At 66.3% G+C, this 13,125-nt stretch carries 13 protein-coding genes and 1 pseudogene; 2 read left to right on the top strand and 12 right to left on the bottom strand.

What is annotated here, in order from left to right:
* Positions 1 to 222: 222 nt before the first annotated feature.
* Positions 223 to 297 (top strand): annotated as a pseudogene (locus tag ACSQ3Y_RS18070) (LysR family transcriptional regulator); the annotation flags it as partial.
* Positions 298 to 657: 360 nt separating this feature from the next.
* Here ACSQ3Y_RS18070 and ACSQ3Y_RS18065 read toward each other — a convergent pair.
* The 10 genes from ACSQ3Y_RS18065 to ACSQ3Y_RS18020 all read right to left on the bottom strand — a co-directional run bounded on the left by ACSQ3Y_RS18065 (position 658) and on the right by ACSQ3Y_RS18020 (position 9,463).
* A complete protein-coding gene (locus ACSQ3Y_RS18065; protein ID WP_436178334.1) occupies positions 658 to 1,194 on the bottom strand; it encodes a disulfide bond formation protein B in 537 nt (178 codons plus the stop codon).
* A gap of 68 nt (positions 1,195 to 1,262) precedes the next feature.
* Positions 1,263 to 2,387 carry a sulfate/molybdate ABC transporter ATP-binding protein gene (locus ACSQ3Y_RS18060; protein WP_057204261.1) on the bottom strand — a complete coding sequence of 375 codons (1,125 nt, stop codon included), beginning with the start codon at positions 2,385 to 2,387 and terminating at the stop codon, positions 1,263 to 1,265.
* An 18-nt stretch (positions 2,388 to 2,405) separates the two neighbouring features.
* Positions 2,406 to 3,320 carry a sulfate ABC transporter permease subunit CysW gene (cysW, locus tag ACSQ3Y_RS18055; protein WP_436178333.1) on the bottom strand — a complete coding sequence of 305 codons (915 nt, stop codon included), beginning with the start codon at positions 3,318 to 3,320 and terminating at the stop codon, positions 2,406 to 2,408.
* Positions 3,317 to 4,207 carry a sulfate ABC transporter permease subunit CysT gene (gene cysT / locus ACSQ3Y_RS18050; protein WP_436178332.1) on the bottom strand — a complete coding sequence of 297 codons (891 nt, stop codon included), beginning with the start codon at positions 4,205 to 4,207 and terminating at the stop codon, positions 3,317 to 3,319. Before cysT ends, cysW begins: the two co-directional genes overlap by 4 nt.
* A gap of 3 nt (positions 4,208 to 4,210) precedes the next feature.
* The gene (locus ACSQ3Y_RS18045; RefSeq protein ID WP_436178331.1) at positions 4,211 to 5,215 is read right to left on the bottom strand and encodes a sulfate ABC transporter substrate-binding protein; all 1,005 of its coding nucleotides are present in this window, start codon (positions 5,213 to 5,215) and stop codon (positions 4,211 to 4,213) included.
* Positions 5,216 to 5,356: 141 nt separating this feature from the next.
* Complete coding sequence (locus tag ACSQ3Y_RS18040) at positions 5,357 to 5,938, bottom strand: RBBP9/YdeN family alpha/beta hydrolase (RefSeq protein WP_436178330.1); 582 nt, start codon at positions 5,936 to 5,938, stop codon at positions 5,357 to 5,359.
* A 46-nt stretch (positions 5,939 to 5,984) separates the two neighbouring features.
* Complete coding sequence (locus ACSQ3Y_RS18035; RefSeq protein WP_007857275.1) at positions 5,985 to 6,626, bottom strand: peroxiredoxin; 642 nt, start codon at positions 6,624 to 6,626, stop codon at positions 5,985 to 5,987.
* Between the two features lie 114 nt (positions 6,627 to 6,740).
* Complete coding sequence (locus tag ACSQ3Y_RS18030) at positions 6,741 to 7,475, bottom strand: AAA family ATPase (RefSeq protein WP_436178329.1); 735 nt, start codon at positions 7,473 to 7,475, stop codon at positions 6,741 to 6,743.
* A 32-nt stretch (positions 7,476 to 7,507) separates the two neighbouring features.
* Entirely contained in the window at positions 7,508 to 8,377 is an 870-nt protein-coding gene (locus ACSQ3Y_RS18025; RefSeq protein WP_436178328.1) for an HDOD domain-containing protein, read from the bottom strand.
* 138 nt (positions 8,378 to 8,515) lie between these two features.
* Positions 8,516 to 9,463: a LysR substrate-binding domain-containing protein gene (locus tag ACSQ3Y_RS18020; RefSeq protein WP_057204247.1), complete on the bottom strand. Its 948-nt coding sequence runs from the start codon at positions 9,461 to 9,463 to the stop codon at positions 8,516 to 8,518.
* Between the two features lie 124 nt (positions 9,464 to 9,587).
* Between ACSQ3Y_RS18020 and ACSQ3Y_RS18015 the strand changes: the two genes are divergently transcribed.
* Positions 9,588 to 10,232 carry an FMN-dependent NADH-azoreductase gene (locus tag ACSQ3Y_RS18015; protein ID WP_436178327.1) on the top strand — a complete coding sequence of 215 codons (645 nt, stop codon included), beginning with the start codon at positions 9,588 to 9,590 and terminating at the stop codon, positions 10,230 to 10,232.
* 76 nt (positions 10,233 to 10,308) lie between these two features.
* Here ACSQ3Y_RS18015 and ACSQ3Y_RS18010 read toward each other — a convergent pair whose 3' ends face one another.
* Together ACSQ3Y_RS18010 and ACSQ3Y_RS18005 are read right to left on the bottom strand one after the other, a co-directional pair.
* Positions 10,309 to 10,857, bottom strand: coding sequence for an NADPH-dependent FMN reductase (locus ACSQ3Y_RS18010; protein WP_179680155.1), 549 nt, complete (start codon positions 10,855 to 10,857; stop codon positions 10,309 to 10,311).
* Positions 10,858 to 11,028: 171 nt separating this feature from the next.
* Entirely contained in the window at positions 11,029 to 13,119 is a 2,091-nt protein-coding gene (locus ACSQ3Y_RS18005) for a family 2A encapsulin nanocompartment cargo protein cysteine desulfurase (RefSeq protein ID WP_436178326.1), read from the bottom strand.
* Positions 13,120 to 13,125 lie beyond the last annotated feature (6 nt).

The raw sequence follows: 13,125 nt of genomic DNA, 5'->3' as shown, positions 1-13,125 counted from the left end.
AGAGCGATCGTCGACTGTCACGTCCCGCACGACCGATTCCATCGCCGATTATCGTAGCGGCAAGAATGGGCTCAAAGCGAATATCAGGATAGGCAAAAGCATGTTCTCCAGCCTATGAAGCCACTCATCCACATTAGCATGCCGCAACATCTTGCCGCTTGAACTCCCCAATGGACCTCCGCCGCCTGTACCTATTTCGTAGCCGTAGCGAAAGAACGCCAGCTGGGCCGTGCCGCAGAGCGCCTTCACCTGTCCCAACCCCCACTCACCCGCCAGATCAAGGCCCTGGAAGCCGAAGTCGGCGCCCAACTCTTCGAGCGCACGCCGCGCGGCATGGTGCTGACCCATGCGGGCGAGACCCTCTTGCGCGATGCCAAAGCCATCTTCGGCATGGTGGACCAGGCGGCGGACCGGGCGCACCGGGCGGCGCGCGGTAAGCTGGGGCGGCTGGAGGTGGGGGTGTATCGCTCGTCCATCTTCGGCATCGTGCCGAACATTCTGGAGCGCTTGTCGCGCGACAACCCCGATATGGAGATTGCGCTGTACCACGCGCAGACGCCGCAGCAGGTGACTGCACGGCGGCAAGGGTGGGTGCGAACCTTTCGCAAAAACAAAAGGCGCTCCGAGGAGCGCCTTTGTCATGGATGCAGAGAAAACTCAGGCCATCGAGTAGCCCGAACCGCCCCGGCGCCCACCCTTCAAATGCCGCGCCAGCAGCACCAGCATCACGATGCCGAAGCCCACGAAGCAGACAAACGACCAGTTGGCAATCGAGCCACCCAGAAACGTCCAGTCAATCGCCGCACAGTCGCCCGAGCCGCGGAAGATCATGGGGATGGCGCGGCTGATGGGGTAGTTTTCGATCATGCCGTAGAAGTCGCGGCCGCAGGTGGCGACCTCGGGCGGGTACCACTGCAGCCAGCTCTGGCGGGCGGCCACGAAGGCGCCAAAGCCGGCGATGAGGACGGCGATGCCGGCCAGCGACATCCACCAGCCGCGCGAATCACGCGCAGCAGCCAGGCCCGTGAAGATGGCCACGCCGATCAGCGCATAGCGCTGCACGATGCACATGGGGCAAGGCTCCAGCCCCACCACATGCTGCAGGTACATGCCGAAGGCCAGCATGGCCACGCAGGCCAGGCTGATCAGCCCGAGGATGCGGCGCGGCGCGCGATCAATCCAGTTCAACACCATCATCTTGTCCTTGAAGCCGCCCTGCACCCGGGTTGCCCCAGGTGCCCACAGGGGCCACAAGGCAAGCGTCAGATGTTGGCAGCGTGGTCCAGAAAAACCCGGGCGCGGCGCGGTGTCACCACCAGCGTCTCACCCTCCTTGAAACCCATCTCCCGGAACTGCTGCGCGGGGATCTGCGCCTCGATCAGCATTTCGGGATTCGAATTGTCCGCTGGTTTGTGATCGTCGGATGGAATAAGTTCCAGCCGAGCGATGGGCCCGACCACGATGGCGCGGCTCAGTTGCGCCACGATGCCGCGCGGGCGGCCAGCGGCGTCGATGCCGGCGCCGGGGGCGTAGCGCTGCACATCCAGGTCGTGCGGGCGCACATAGGCAAAGGCCTTGGTGTCTTGCGCGTCGGCGTGCTCGGGGGCGTCGAGCTGCATGCCGTCCAGGTGCACCAGGCCCTCGTGGGCGCGGCCCTGGAACAGGTTCACGTCGCCCAAAAAGCCGTAGACAAACGGGCTGGCCGGGTTGTCCCACACCTGCTGGGGCGAGCCGCTTTGCTCGATGCGGCCCTGGTTGATGACCACCACGCGGTCGGCCACTTCGAGCGCCTCTTCCTGGTCATGGGTTACGAAGATGCTGGTCACGTGCAGTTCGTCGTGCAGGCGGCGCAGCCAGCGGCGCAGCTCCTTGCGCACCTTGGCGTCCAGCGCGCCAAAGGGTTCGTCGAGCAGCAGCACCTTGGGCTCCACCGCCAGGGCGCGGGCCAGCGCAATGCGCTGGCGCTGGCCGCCCGACAGTTGCGAGGGGTGGCGCTCGGCCAGCCAGTCGAGCTGCACCAGCTTGAGCAGGTCGGTCACCTTCTTCTTGATCTGTGCCTCGCTCGGGCGTTCGCTGCGCGGCTTGACGCGCAGGCCGAAGGCCACGTTCTCGAACACCGTCATGTGGCGGAACAGCGCGTAGTGCTGGAACACAAAGCCCACGTTGCGCTCGCGCACGTGCACGTCGGTGGTGTCCTCGCCCGAGAAGTGGATGGTGCCCACGTCGGCCGTCTCCAGCCCGGCGATGATGCGCAAGAGCGTGGTCTTGCCGCAGCCCGAGGGGCCGAGCAACGCGATCAGCTCGCCCGAGGCGATGTCCAGGCTCACGTCGCGCAGGGCATGGAAGTCGCCGAACTGCTTGCTGACGTTGCGAATTTCGATACTCATGGTGTTCTTTCTCTTCCTTCAGCGCGCAGAGGGAGCGGTGGCGGGCGCGGGGCGCTCGGGCGGCAGCCCGGCTGCGGCCTTCATTTGCTGCTCGTTGCGCCACTCGGCAATCGACTTGATGACCAGGGTGACCAGCGCCAGCAGCGCCAGCAGCGAGGCTGCGGCGAAGGCAGCGACCGACTGGTACTCGTTGTAGAGGATTTCGACGTGCAGCGGAATGGTGTTGGTCTGCCCACGGATGTGGCCCGACACCACCGACACCGCGCCGAACTCACCCATGGCACGCGCATTGCACAAAATCACCCCATACAGCAGGCCCCACTTGATGTTGGGCAGCGTGACGTACCAGAAGGTCTGCCAGCCGGTGGCGCCGAGCACGATGGCGGCTTGCTCCTCGTCGTTGCCCTGGGCCTGCATCAGCGGGATCAGCTCGCGCGCGATGAAGGGGAAGGTCACGAACACAGTGGCCAGCACGATGCCCGGCACGGCGAAGATGATCTTGATGTCGTGCGCCTGCAGCCAGGGGCCGAACCAGCCCTGCGCGCCGAACATCAGCACGTAGACCAGGCCGGCCACCACGGGGGACACCGAGAACGGCAGGTCCACCAGCGTGGTCAAAAAGGCCTTGCCGCGGAACTCGTACTTGGCAATGCACCAGGCCGCCGCCACGCCGAACACCAGGTTCAGCGGCACGGCGATGAGCGCGGTGATCAGCGTGAGCTTGATGGCCGACCAGGCATCGGGTTCGCGCAGGCCGTCGAGGTAGGCGCCAAAGCCCTTGCGCAGCGCCTCAGCGAACACCGCGGCCAGCGGCAGCACCAGGAACAGCAGCATGAACAGCAACGCCACGGTGATCAGCGTGTAGCGCACCCAGGGCGCCTCGGTGGTGCCGGCGCGGGCGCGGCGCACCGTGCGGGAGTTCGCGCCGCTCATGATGGTGCTCCCGCGTGGCGCCGCTGCCAGGCCTGCAGCGCGTTGATGACCAGCAGCAGGATGAACGAGATCACCAGCATGACCACCGCCACGGCGGTGGCGCCGGCGTAGTCGTACTGCTCTAGCTTGCCGATGATGATGAGGGGCGTGATTTCAGAAACCATGGGCATGTTGCCAGCGATGAAGATGACCGAGCCGTACTCCCCCACCGCCCGCGCGAACGCCATGGCAAAGCCGGTGAGCAGCGCGGGGGTGATGGAGGGCAGGATGACCTTCGTGAAGGTCTGCCAGCGCGTGGCGCCCAGGCAGGTGGCGGCTTCTTCAAGCTCTTTTTCGGCGTCTTCGAGCACCGGCTGCACCGTGCGCACCACAAAAGGCAGGCCGATGAAGATCAGCGCGATCACGATGCCCGCGGGCTTGAAGGCCAGCTGGATGCCCAGCGGCTCCAGGTACTGCCCCACCCACCCGTTGCTAGCCAACAGCGCGGTGAGCGAGATGCCGGCCACGGCCGTGGGCAGCGCGAATGGCAGGTCCACCAGCGCATCGACGATCTTCTTGCCAGGGAACTTGTAGCGCACCAGCACCCAGGCGATCAGCAGGCCGAAGAACAGGTTGACGAGGGCCGCAATGAACGATGCGCCGAAGGTCAGCCGGTACGAGGCCATCACACGCGGTGCGCTGATGGCCGCCCAGAACTGCTCCCAGGTCAGGGTGAAGGTCTTGAAGATCAGTGCCGACAGCGGGATCAGCACGATGATGCTCAGGTAGAAGAGCGTGTAGCCCAGCGTCAGGCCAAAGCCGGGCAGCACCCGCTTGGGCGCACGCCGGCCGGCCTGCGCAGGGGCCGTCATGGCACCCCGCGCGGCCACAGAGGTCGCAGCGGTCATGGTTTACTTGGCGCCGGGCGTGTAGAGCTTGTCGAACTGGCCGCCGTCGTTGAAGTGCACCTTCTGTGCATCGCTGAGCGAACCGAAGTACTTGGCCACGGTGAACTGCTTCAGCGGCTTGAAGGTGGCGGCGTACTTCTTGAGCACGGTTTCAGAACGGGGGCGAATGGCGTGCTTGGCTGCGATTTCCTGGGCTTCTTCGGAATACAGGTAGTCCAGGTAGGCCTTGGCCAGCGCGGCCGTGCCCTTCTTGGCCACGGTGCGCTCGACCACGGCAATGGGGTTCTCGGCCACCACGCTGACCGATGGGTAGATCGCATCGACCTTGCCGGCGCCGAACTCGCGGTCGATGGAGACCACTTCGGATTCGAAGGTGATCAGCACGTCGCCCTGGTTGCGCTGCAGGAAGGTGGCGGTGGCATCGCGCCCGCCCTTGGCCAGGATGGGCACGTTCTTGTACAGCTTGCCCACGAACTCGGCGGCCTGCTCTTCGGTGCCGCCCTTCTCGCGCACGGCGCCCCAGGCGGCCAGGTAGGCATAGCGGCCGTTGCCGCCGGTCTTGGGGTTGACCACGATGACCTGCACGCCGGGCTTGATCAGGTCTTCCCAGTCCTTGATGCCCTTGGGGTTGCCATTGCGCACCAGGAACAGCATGGTCGAGGTGGTGGGCGATGCATCGTTGGGGAATTTCTTGGACCAGTCCTTGGCCACCACGCCGCTGTCGGCGAGGAACTGCACGTCGGTGGTCGTGTTCATGGTGACCACGTCGGCCGCCAGGCCGTCGTTCACGGCGCGCGCCTGGGCGCTGGAGCCGGCGTGCGACTGGTCGATCTTGACGTCCTTGCCGGTGGTCTTCTTGTAGTGCGCGGTGAAGGCGGCGTTGTAGTCCTTGTAGAACTCACGCGCCACGTCGTACGACACGTTGAGCAGCGAGTCCTGGGCCATGGCCATGCCGCTGGCGGTGAGTGCCAGAGTGGCCAGAAGAGTCTTGAGTTTCAAAGAAGTCATGTGGCGTAGCCCGTTGGATAAAACTGGAGATGCCCCATTGTGCGCAATGCGCTTTAAAACTCAAAAGAATACATTCTTGTTAATTAAGCTGTTTTTTGGAATATAGAAACGGAAATGCCCGTGCAGCAAGCCCCCAGCCTCTCAGGCCGTGGCCTGCCAAGCAGTTGGCGCAGGGGCCGGGGCAGCCACCCCGCCCTGCTCGCCCGTCAGCGACTGCAGCAGCGCCCAGCCCAGCGGCCATTCGCCATGGCCCGATTCCACGTTGATGTGGCCGGCCTGCTGCATGCGCACGAACTCGCTTCCCCAGGCGCGGGCGTACGCTCCGGCCAGGCGGATGGGGCAGTACGGGTCGTTGCTGCTGGCCACCACCACGCTGCGGTAAGGCAGTTGCGCGTAGGGCACGGGGGCAAAGTCGTTGAGGATGGCGCGGCGCTCCGGGTCGGCCGGGGCCACCAGCAGCGCCCCGTGGATGCGCGCCGCGGCTTCGGGCCCCAGGTGCGTGGTGGCGATACAGCCCAGGCTGTGCGCCACGATCACCACCGGGTGCGGGGCGGCCAGCACGGTCTTTTCGAGCGTGCCGACCCAGGCGTTGCGGGTGGGGGTGATCCAGTCGTCCTGCACCACGCGGCGCGCCTCGGGCAACCGTTCGGTCCACAGGCTTTGCCAGTGGCCGGGGCCGGAGTCGCGCCAGCCGGGGACGATGATGATGGAAGTGGGATTCACAGGTGTACCGCCTGGCGCGGCCCTCGCGGGCCGCAGCCGGGCTTGCTTACTTGTTGGGCTGGGGCGTGATGCGCAGGTAGGGGCGCACGGCCTTGAAGCCCTTGGGGAAGCGCTGGGCGATCTCGGCCGGGTCCTGCAGGCTCGGGACGATGATCACGTCGTCGCCGTCCTTCCAGTTGGCGGGCGTGGCCACCTTGTGGCTGTCGGTCAGCTGCAGCGAGTCGATCACGCGCAGGATCTCGTCGAAATTGCGGCCCGTGCTGGCGGGGTAGGTGAAGGTGGTGCGGATGACCTTCTTGGGGTCGATGATGAACACGCTGCGCACCGTGACCGTGGTCGATGCGTTGGGGTGGATCATGTCGTACAGGTCGGCCACCTTCTTGTCCGCATCGGCCAGGATGGGGAAGTTGACGGTGGTGTTCTGCGTCTCGTTGATGTCGCCCACCCAGCGGTTGTGCGAATCCACGGGGTCCACGCTCACGGCGATGGGCTTGACCTTGCGCTTGGCGAATTCGGTGGCCAGGGCGGCCGTCTTGCCCAGCTCGGTGGTGCACACCGGCGTGAAATCGGCGGGGTGCGAGAACAGCACCACCCACGAGTCGCCCGCCCATTCATGGAAATGGATGGGGCCGGCGGTGGATTCCTGGGTGAAGTCGGGGGCGGTGTCGCCGAGTCGCAAGGTTGCCATGGAGATGCTCCTTCAATGTCTGATGGAGCCATTCTGCGAGCCGGTCTTTAAAACCCAAACGAATATATTGTTCTGACTTAATCGCAAAAACGTCTATCAAAAGCGCAAAACCGCTTAGTCGTCGTCTGCCAGCAGCCGATCCAGCCGCTCGCGGTAGTTGTTGAGGAAGTCGTGCGTCACCGCGTAATGCTCAGTGTCCTCGTACGACACCTCCGACAGGCCCGTGCCGTCGAACTGGACGATCTTCGCGTGCGGGTAAGACAGCAGGATCGGCGAATGCGTGGCGATGATGAACTGCGACTTGTCCTCCACCAGTTGGTGGATGGCCGAGAGTGCGGCCATCTGGCGGTTGGGCGACAGTGCGGCTTCGGGCTCGTCCAGCAGGTACAGGCCCTTGCCGCGGAACTTGTGGGCGAGCAGGGACATGAAGGCCTCGCCGTGCGACAGCCCGTGCAGCGAGCTGGTGCCGTAGGCCTCGGGAACACCGTTGTTGTCCACAAAGGTGGCGACATTGAAAAAGCTCTCGGCCCGCAGGAAGTACCCATCCTTGGGTTGCCGAAAGCTCCGCGCCAGCCTGAGTGACTCATGCAGCGGGGATACGGATTGCGTGGTGCCCACCATGAAATCGCGGGTGCCACCTTGAGGGCTGTAGCCCAGGGCCACAGCAATGGCTTCCAGCAGCGTGGACTTGCCCGAGCCGTTTTCGCCCACGAGGAAGGTCACATCGGCGTGCAACTCCAGCAGGCCCATCTCCCGGATGGCGGGGATGTTGTACGGGTAGCTGTCGAAATCCACCTCTGCATCGGGGCGGATGCAGACGCTCTGGAGATAGGGTTTGGCGGCAAGCATGGTGCCGCCATGCTAACGGGCCGGCGTGCGGCTCAGAAGCGCACAGCCTCGAAGGCAGGATGCAACTCGTCCACCCAGTGGTCCAGCTCTTCCTCCGACACCGCCAGGTGGTCCATGCAGGCCTGGCCGTGCTGCAGCCAGTCGCGGGTGGGTTGCAGGCTGTCGTGGTGGTTCACCAGGTACTCGGCCAGCAGGCCCAGGGCCACCAGGTGGCGCACGGTGGGGTTGAAGCGCTCGTCCTGCAGGGCCGCAAAATCGTGGTGCAGCCAGATGGCCTGGGCCACATCGCCCGGCAGGTGCCAGGTGCGCGCCACGATGGCGCCCATCACCGCATGGTCGGTGTGGTGGTTGGCGTTTTCGGTCTGGGTGAAGGTGCGGTCCTTGCGGGCCAGGGCCTCGGTCACGGTGGAGCCGTAGCCGCGCACGGCCTTCACCAGCACCGGCATGCCCACGTGGCAGAACAGGCCGAAGCTGTAGCCCAGGCCCGGGTCGAAGCTGTAGAGCTGGCGCCCGATGTGCTCGCAGGCGATGGCGCGGCGCTGCGAGCTTTCCCAGAAATGCTCGAGCAGCGGCGAGCGCACCATGAGCGCGTTGCGCGTGATGAAGGCCGAGAGTAGCTCCACGGCCGGGTTCAGCCCGAGCACCGTGAGCGCCATGCCAATGGTCTGCACCGGCTGGGCCAGGCCGAACAAGGGGCTGTTGGCCTGGCGGATCAGGGCGGCGGCCAGGGCCACGTCGGACGAGGCCAGTTGCTCCAGCGCGCCCGAGTCGAGCTCGGGCGCGGCCACGATCTGCTGCAGCCGCACCAGGGATTCCGGGCACGGCGGTATCACGATGGCCCGCACGGACGGGTGGACGCGGGCCTTCTGGAGGTGGGTGTCGATGGGATGGGAGGTTTTCACGGCGCGCCCTGGGCACCTGCGCAGGGGTGGTGCGCAGGCAACCGGTCAGTTGCAACTGGTTGCATTGTGGCCTGAAAACGCCCACTGGGTAGAGACCCGCGCGCTTGGCGGACTTCGCCACATGGCGTATTGCGCGTGTTATATCCCGGCCCCGTCCAGCCCTGCCCCACCATCGCGCGCAGTCAGGCTGTTGCGCCCCGGCATGGCCTCGCCCAGGTAGTCGAGAAAGCTGCGCACCGCTGGCGACAGCCCACGGCGCGAGGGGAACACCGCGTGCACGATGGCTGGCGGCGGCACCCACTCGGGGAGCACGCGCACCAGGCGGCGCTCGCGCATCTCCTCGTGGCACATGTAGTCGGGCATCCAGCCCATGCCGATGCCGGCCAGCACGGCGAACTTCAAGGTCAGCAGGTCGTCGGCCACGTAGCGCGGCGTGTGGTGCACCACCTGGTGTGCGCCGCCGGGGCCCATCAGGTTCAAGGTGGCGCGGCCATCGGGGGCCGACATGGCTACGCTGTCCATGCGCGAGAGGTCTTCCAGCGTGGTGGGCGTGCCCTGGCGTATCAGCAGGTCGGGGCTGGCCACGAGGATGGTGCTGGTCATGTCCAGGCGCTTGACGACCATGCTGCCGCTGTCCTCCAGGGAGGGGCGCACACGCAGGGCCACGTCGATGCCCTCCTCCACCACGTTCACCGCACGGTTGCTGACCATCATGTCCACCCGCACCTCGGGGTAGCGCGCCAGGAAGGGGGGCATCATCTCGGCCAGCACCGTCTGCGCCAGGGTCACCGGGCAGCTCACGCGCACGGTGCCGCGCGGCACGGTCTGCACCTGGGCCACGGTGTCGGCCGCCGCCTGGGCCGACTCGCGCATGGCCTGGCAGTGGCGCAGGTAGGCCTCGCCCACCTCGGTCAGCGAGAGCTTGCGCGTGGTGCGCTGCAAGAGCCGCACACCCAGTTGCGCCTCCAGATCCGACACGCGGCGCGAAAGGCGCGATTTGGGGATGCCCAGGGCGCGGCCGGCAGCGGCAAAGCCGCCGCGCTCGACCACCTCGGCGAAATACAGCATGTCGTTGAGGTCTTGCATAAAGTACATCGTTCTACTGATAGGACAATCTATCGCAAGTTCAATGCCTTATCAACAAACGAGTGCGTCTCCACAATTCACCCATTGCCACACGCTGTGGCTACCACCCACAGGAGATTCCCTCATGCAACTGCTTCACATCGACTCGGCCATCACCGGCGAACAATCCGTTTCGCGCGAACTCACCAAGCGCATCGTCGCCGCCTGGAAGGCAGGCCACGCCAACACCACGGTGCAGTACCTGGACCTGGCTGCGCAGGCCCCGGCCCACTTCACGGCCGACGCCATGGGGTTCCGCACCGGCCAGGAAGCCTCGACCGATGCGCAGCGCAGCGAAAACGCCCTGTCCGAAGCCCTGGTGAGCCAGTTCCTGGCGGCCGATGTGATCGTGATCGGCGCCCCGCTGTACAACTTCACCATCCCCAGCCAGCTCAAGGCCTGGATCGACCGCGTGGCCCAGATCGGCCGCACCTTCAAGTACACCGACAAGGGCCCCGTGGGCCTGGCCGGCGGCAAGACGGTGATCGTGGCATCGAGCCGCGGCGGCGTGTACTCCACCAGCGAAGGTGGCCAGGCCATGGAGCACCAGGAAAGCTACCTGAAGGTGGTGTTCGGCTTCTTCGGCATCACCGACGTGCGCTTTGTGCGCGCCGAAGGCGTGGGCATGGGCCCTGACGCCAAGGCCCTGGCCTTTGCCAATGCCGACAAGGACATCGCAGCACAGACCGCCGTGCCGGCCAACCAGCCGCAAGTGGCACAAGCCGCCTGATCAGCAGGCCAACGGTTCACACAGCAAAACGCCGCCCCTCAAGGGCGGCGTTTTTCATGGGGCGTTCAGAAGGCGCTCAAATGTGCTTCTTGACCCAACCGACATAGGCATCCACCCAGCCCTGCAGGAACTTCTTGCTGCCTTCGCCCACGTTGCCGTCGGCGTCGAACAGGCCTTCCTTGGCATGGATAAAGCCCTCGGGCTGGCCCAGCGTGGGCACGTCGAGGTAGGCCAGCACGTTGCGCAGGTGCTGCTGCGCCAGCGCGGTGCCGATGGCGCCCACCGAGGCACCGATCACACCCGCAGGCTTGCCGCCCCAGGCGCTCTGGCCGTAGGGGCGCGAGGCGTGGTCCAGCGCGTTCTTGAGCACGCCGGGGATGGAGCGGTTGTACTCGGGCGTCACGAACAGCAGGCCCTGGGCTGCCTTGAGCTCGCCCTTGAGGCGCACCACGGATGCCGCCTGCTGACCGTCGTCGTCCTGGTTGTACAGGGGCAGGTCATCGATGCGCAGGTGGGTGAATTGGAAATCGGCCGGGGCCAGCCGCTCGATGGCGGTGGCCAGCTTGCGGTTGAACGAATCCTTGCGGAGGCTGCCGACGATGACGGCGATCTGGACATTGCTCATGAAAACTCCTTGTGAGTGGGACGACACGGAGAGAAGCACCGCAGGATCTCCCAACCCTGCAGCACGAAGCGCTTGCCATGATAGCCACAGACCGTGGCCTGAGGATGAAGCAGGCTCAGCGCAATTGCTATATTTTGTATAGCAATTGCACCAGGGGCCAAGACCGCTTCCTTACCCCGCTCGCCGCTGCCCGGCCAGGCGCTGCACCACGGCCACCAGGCGGTCGATCTCGTCGAAGGTGTTGTAGAACGCCAGCGATGGCCGCACCGTCGTCTCCACGCCGAAGCGGCGCAGGATGGGCTGGGCGCAGTGGTGGCCGGTGCGCACGGCAATGCCTTCCTCGTTGAGCGCCTTGCCCACCTCTTCGGTCGAGTAGCCGGCGAGCACGAAAGACATCACACTGGCCTTGTCGTCGGCCGTGCCGATGAGGCGTACGCCGCGGATGGCGCCCAGGTGGCGCATGCCGTAGACCAGCAGCTGGTGCTCGTAGCGCGCGATGTTCTCGATGCCCACGCGGTTCACATAGTCAATGGCGGCGCCCAGGCCCACGGCGTCGGCGATGTTGCCGGTGCCGGCCTCAAACTTGTTCGGGATGGGCTGGAACACCGTCTTCTCGAAGGTCACGTCGGCAATCATGTTGCCGCCGCCCTGCCAGGGCGGCATGTCTTCGAGCACGGCGCGCTTGCCCCAGACCACGCCGATGCCAGTGGGGCCGAAGACCTTGTGGCCCGAGAAGACGAAGAAATCGGCCCCCAGGTCCTGCACGTCCACCCGCATGTGCGAGACCGACTGCGCACCATCCACCAGCGTCGTCGCACCGGCGCGCTTGGCCAGCGCCACGATCTCCTTGACCGGCACCACGGTGCCCAGGGCGTTCGAGACCTGGGTGACGGCAACGATCTTGGTGCGGTCGTTCAGCAGCTTCTGGTACTCATCGAGCAGCACCTGGCCCGAGTCGTCCACCGGGATCACGCGCAGGCGTGCGCCCTTGGCGGCGGCCAGCTGCTGCCAGGGCACGATGTTGGCATGGTGCTCGAGGTGGCTGACGATGATCTCGTCGCCCTCGCCGACATGCTGCGCGCCCCAGCTCTTGGCCACCAGGTTGATGGCCTCGGTGGTGCCGCGCACGAAGATCACCTCGTTCACATCGGGCGCGTTGATGAAGCGCTGCACACGCTGGCGTGCGCCTTCGTAGGCGTCCGTGGCGCGCGCAGCCAGCTCATGTGCCGCGCGGTGGATGTTGGAGTTCTCGTGCGCGTAGAAGTGGCTGATGCGGTCGATGACCGACTGCGGCTTGTGCGTGGTGGCCGCGTTGTCGAACCAGACCAGTTGGCGGCCGTTCACGCGCTCCTGCAGCACCGGGAAGTCGCGGCGCACCGCATGCACGTCGAACGCCGGGTGGGCGCTGCGGTCGGCATGGGGGACATTGCTGCTCGCCGCAGGAGCACGGCCAGGCGTGGTGTAGCCGCCAGGCAGCACCACGGCGTCGGCAAAGTAGAACCGGGGTTCGGTCGATGGCACGGTGCTCGGCACGCCGGTACCGGCCGTGGGCGAGCCCACGCGCGGCACCTCGGGCGCAGCGAACGGCAGGCGTGCCAGGGCATCGAGCCCGCCAGGAGCGGCGCCATGCCCATCGGGCGGGGTGACCCGAGGTACGCGGTCGGCCGCCAGCGGGTGGCCTTGGCGCTCACCAAGGAAGTAATACGGCGATGTGCGCTGCGCCACCGCAGGGGCCGCCCGGGCGGGCGCCACAGAAACAGGCTGGGAGGTCGGCTGCGCCGCCCCGGGAACGCCGAGCACGCCGCTGCCAAACCGCGGATCGTAGGCCGGCAGTGTGCTGATCACCGAATCGGGCACGCCATTGCCTGCCACCGCATGCGGCAGCAGGGCCGGCGCGCGGTGCGCCAGCGATGCCAGCGGCGTGGGCGAGGCAGGCACCAGGTTGGCACCCGGCACCAGTCCTTGCGGGATGGGCGTACCGGGCACGCCAGGGCCAAAGCCCGCCGGGCTCACCAGGGGCGAGCCGGCCGGTGCGATGTTGACGGGCGCCTGCACGCCGGGCGGCCAGGGCGTACCCTGCCCTGCACCAGGCAGCGAGCCCGGTGGCGTGGACGGCAAGGCACCCGCCGGCCCAACGAAGCGGGGTTGCTCGCCAGGGGCGGCGGCAAACAGCGCCGTCGCCAGGCTGGCCAGCAGCGCCGTGTCGATGGGTGGCTGCAGCGTGGCGGGCACGCCGGCAGGGGTGGGAGAGGAAATGGTCACCGCGCG

The organism is Acidovorax sp. LjRoot66, from assembly GCF_964253305.1.
In the GTDB taxonomy this organism is placed as follows: Bacteria; Pseudomonadota; Gammaproteobacteria; order Burkholderiales; family Burkholderiaceae_C; genus Acidovorax.
Note: the sequence above shows the minus strand (reverse complement) of the source record. Positions and strands in the feature narration are given on the sequence as shown.

Excerpts from the sequence above, each read along its gene's own strand:
- ACSQ3Y_RS18065 (WP_436178334.1), bottom strand. The coding sequence starts at position 1,194 with ATGGTGTTGAACTGGATTGATCGCGCGCCGCGCCGCATCCTCGGGCTG.
- ACSQ3Y_RS18060 (WP_057204261.1), bottom strand. The coding sequence starts at position 2,387 with ATGAGTATCGAAATTCGCAACGTCAGCAAGCAGTTCGGCGACTTCCAT.
- cysW (WP_436178333.1), bottom strand. The coding sequence starts at position 3,320 with ATGAGCGGCGCGAACTCCCGCACGGTGCGCCGCGCCCGCGCCGGCACC.
- cysT (WP_436178332.1), bottom strand. The coding sequence starts at position 4,207 with ATGACCGCTGCGACCTCTGTGGCCGCGCGGGGTGCCATGACGGCCCCT.
- ACSQ3Y_RS18045 (WP_436178331.1), bottom strand. The coding sequence starts at position 5,215 with ATGACTTCTTTGAAACTCAAGACTCTTCTGGCCACTCTGGCACTCACC.
- ACSQ3Y_RS18035 (WP_007857275.1), bottom strand. The coding sequence starts at position 6,626 with ATGGCAACCTTGCGACTCGGCGACACCGCCCCCGACTTCACCCAGGAA.
- ACSQ3Y_RS18030 (WP_436178329.1), bottom strand. The coding sequence starts at position 7,475 with ATGCTTGCCGCCAAACCCTATCTCCAGAGCGTCTGCATCCGCCCCGAT.
- ACSQ3Y_RS18020 (WP_057204247.1), bottom strand. The coding sequence starts at position 9,463 with ATGCAAGACCTCAACGACATGCTGTATTTCGCCGAGGTGGTCGAGCGC.
- ACSQ3Y_RS18015 (WP_436178327.1), top strand. The coding sequence starts at position 9,588 with ATGCAACTGCTTCACATCGACTCGGCCATCACCGGCGAACAATCCGTT.
- ACSQ3Y_RS18010 (WP_179680155.1), bottom strand. The coding sequence starts at position 10,857 with ATGAGCAATGTCCAGATCGCCGTCATCGTCGGCAGCCTCCGCAAGGAT.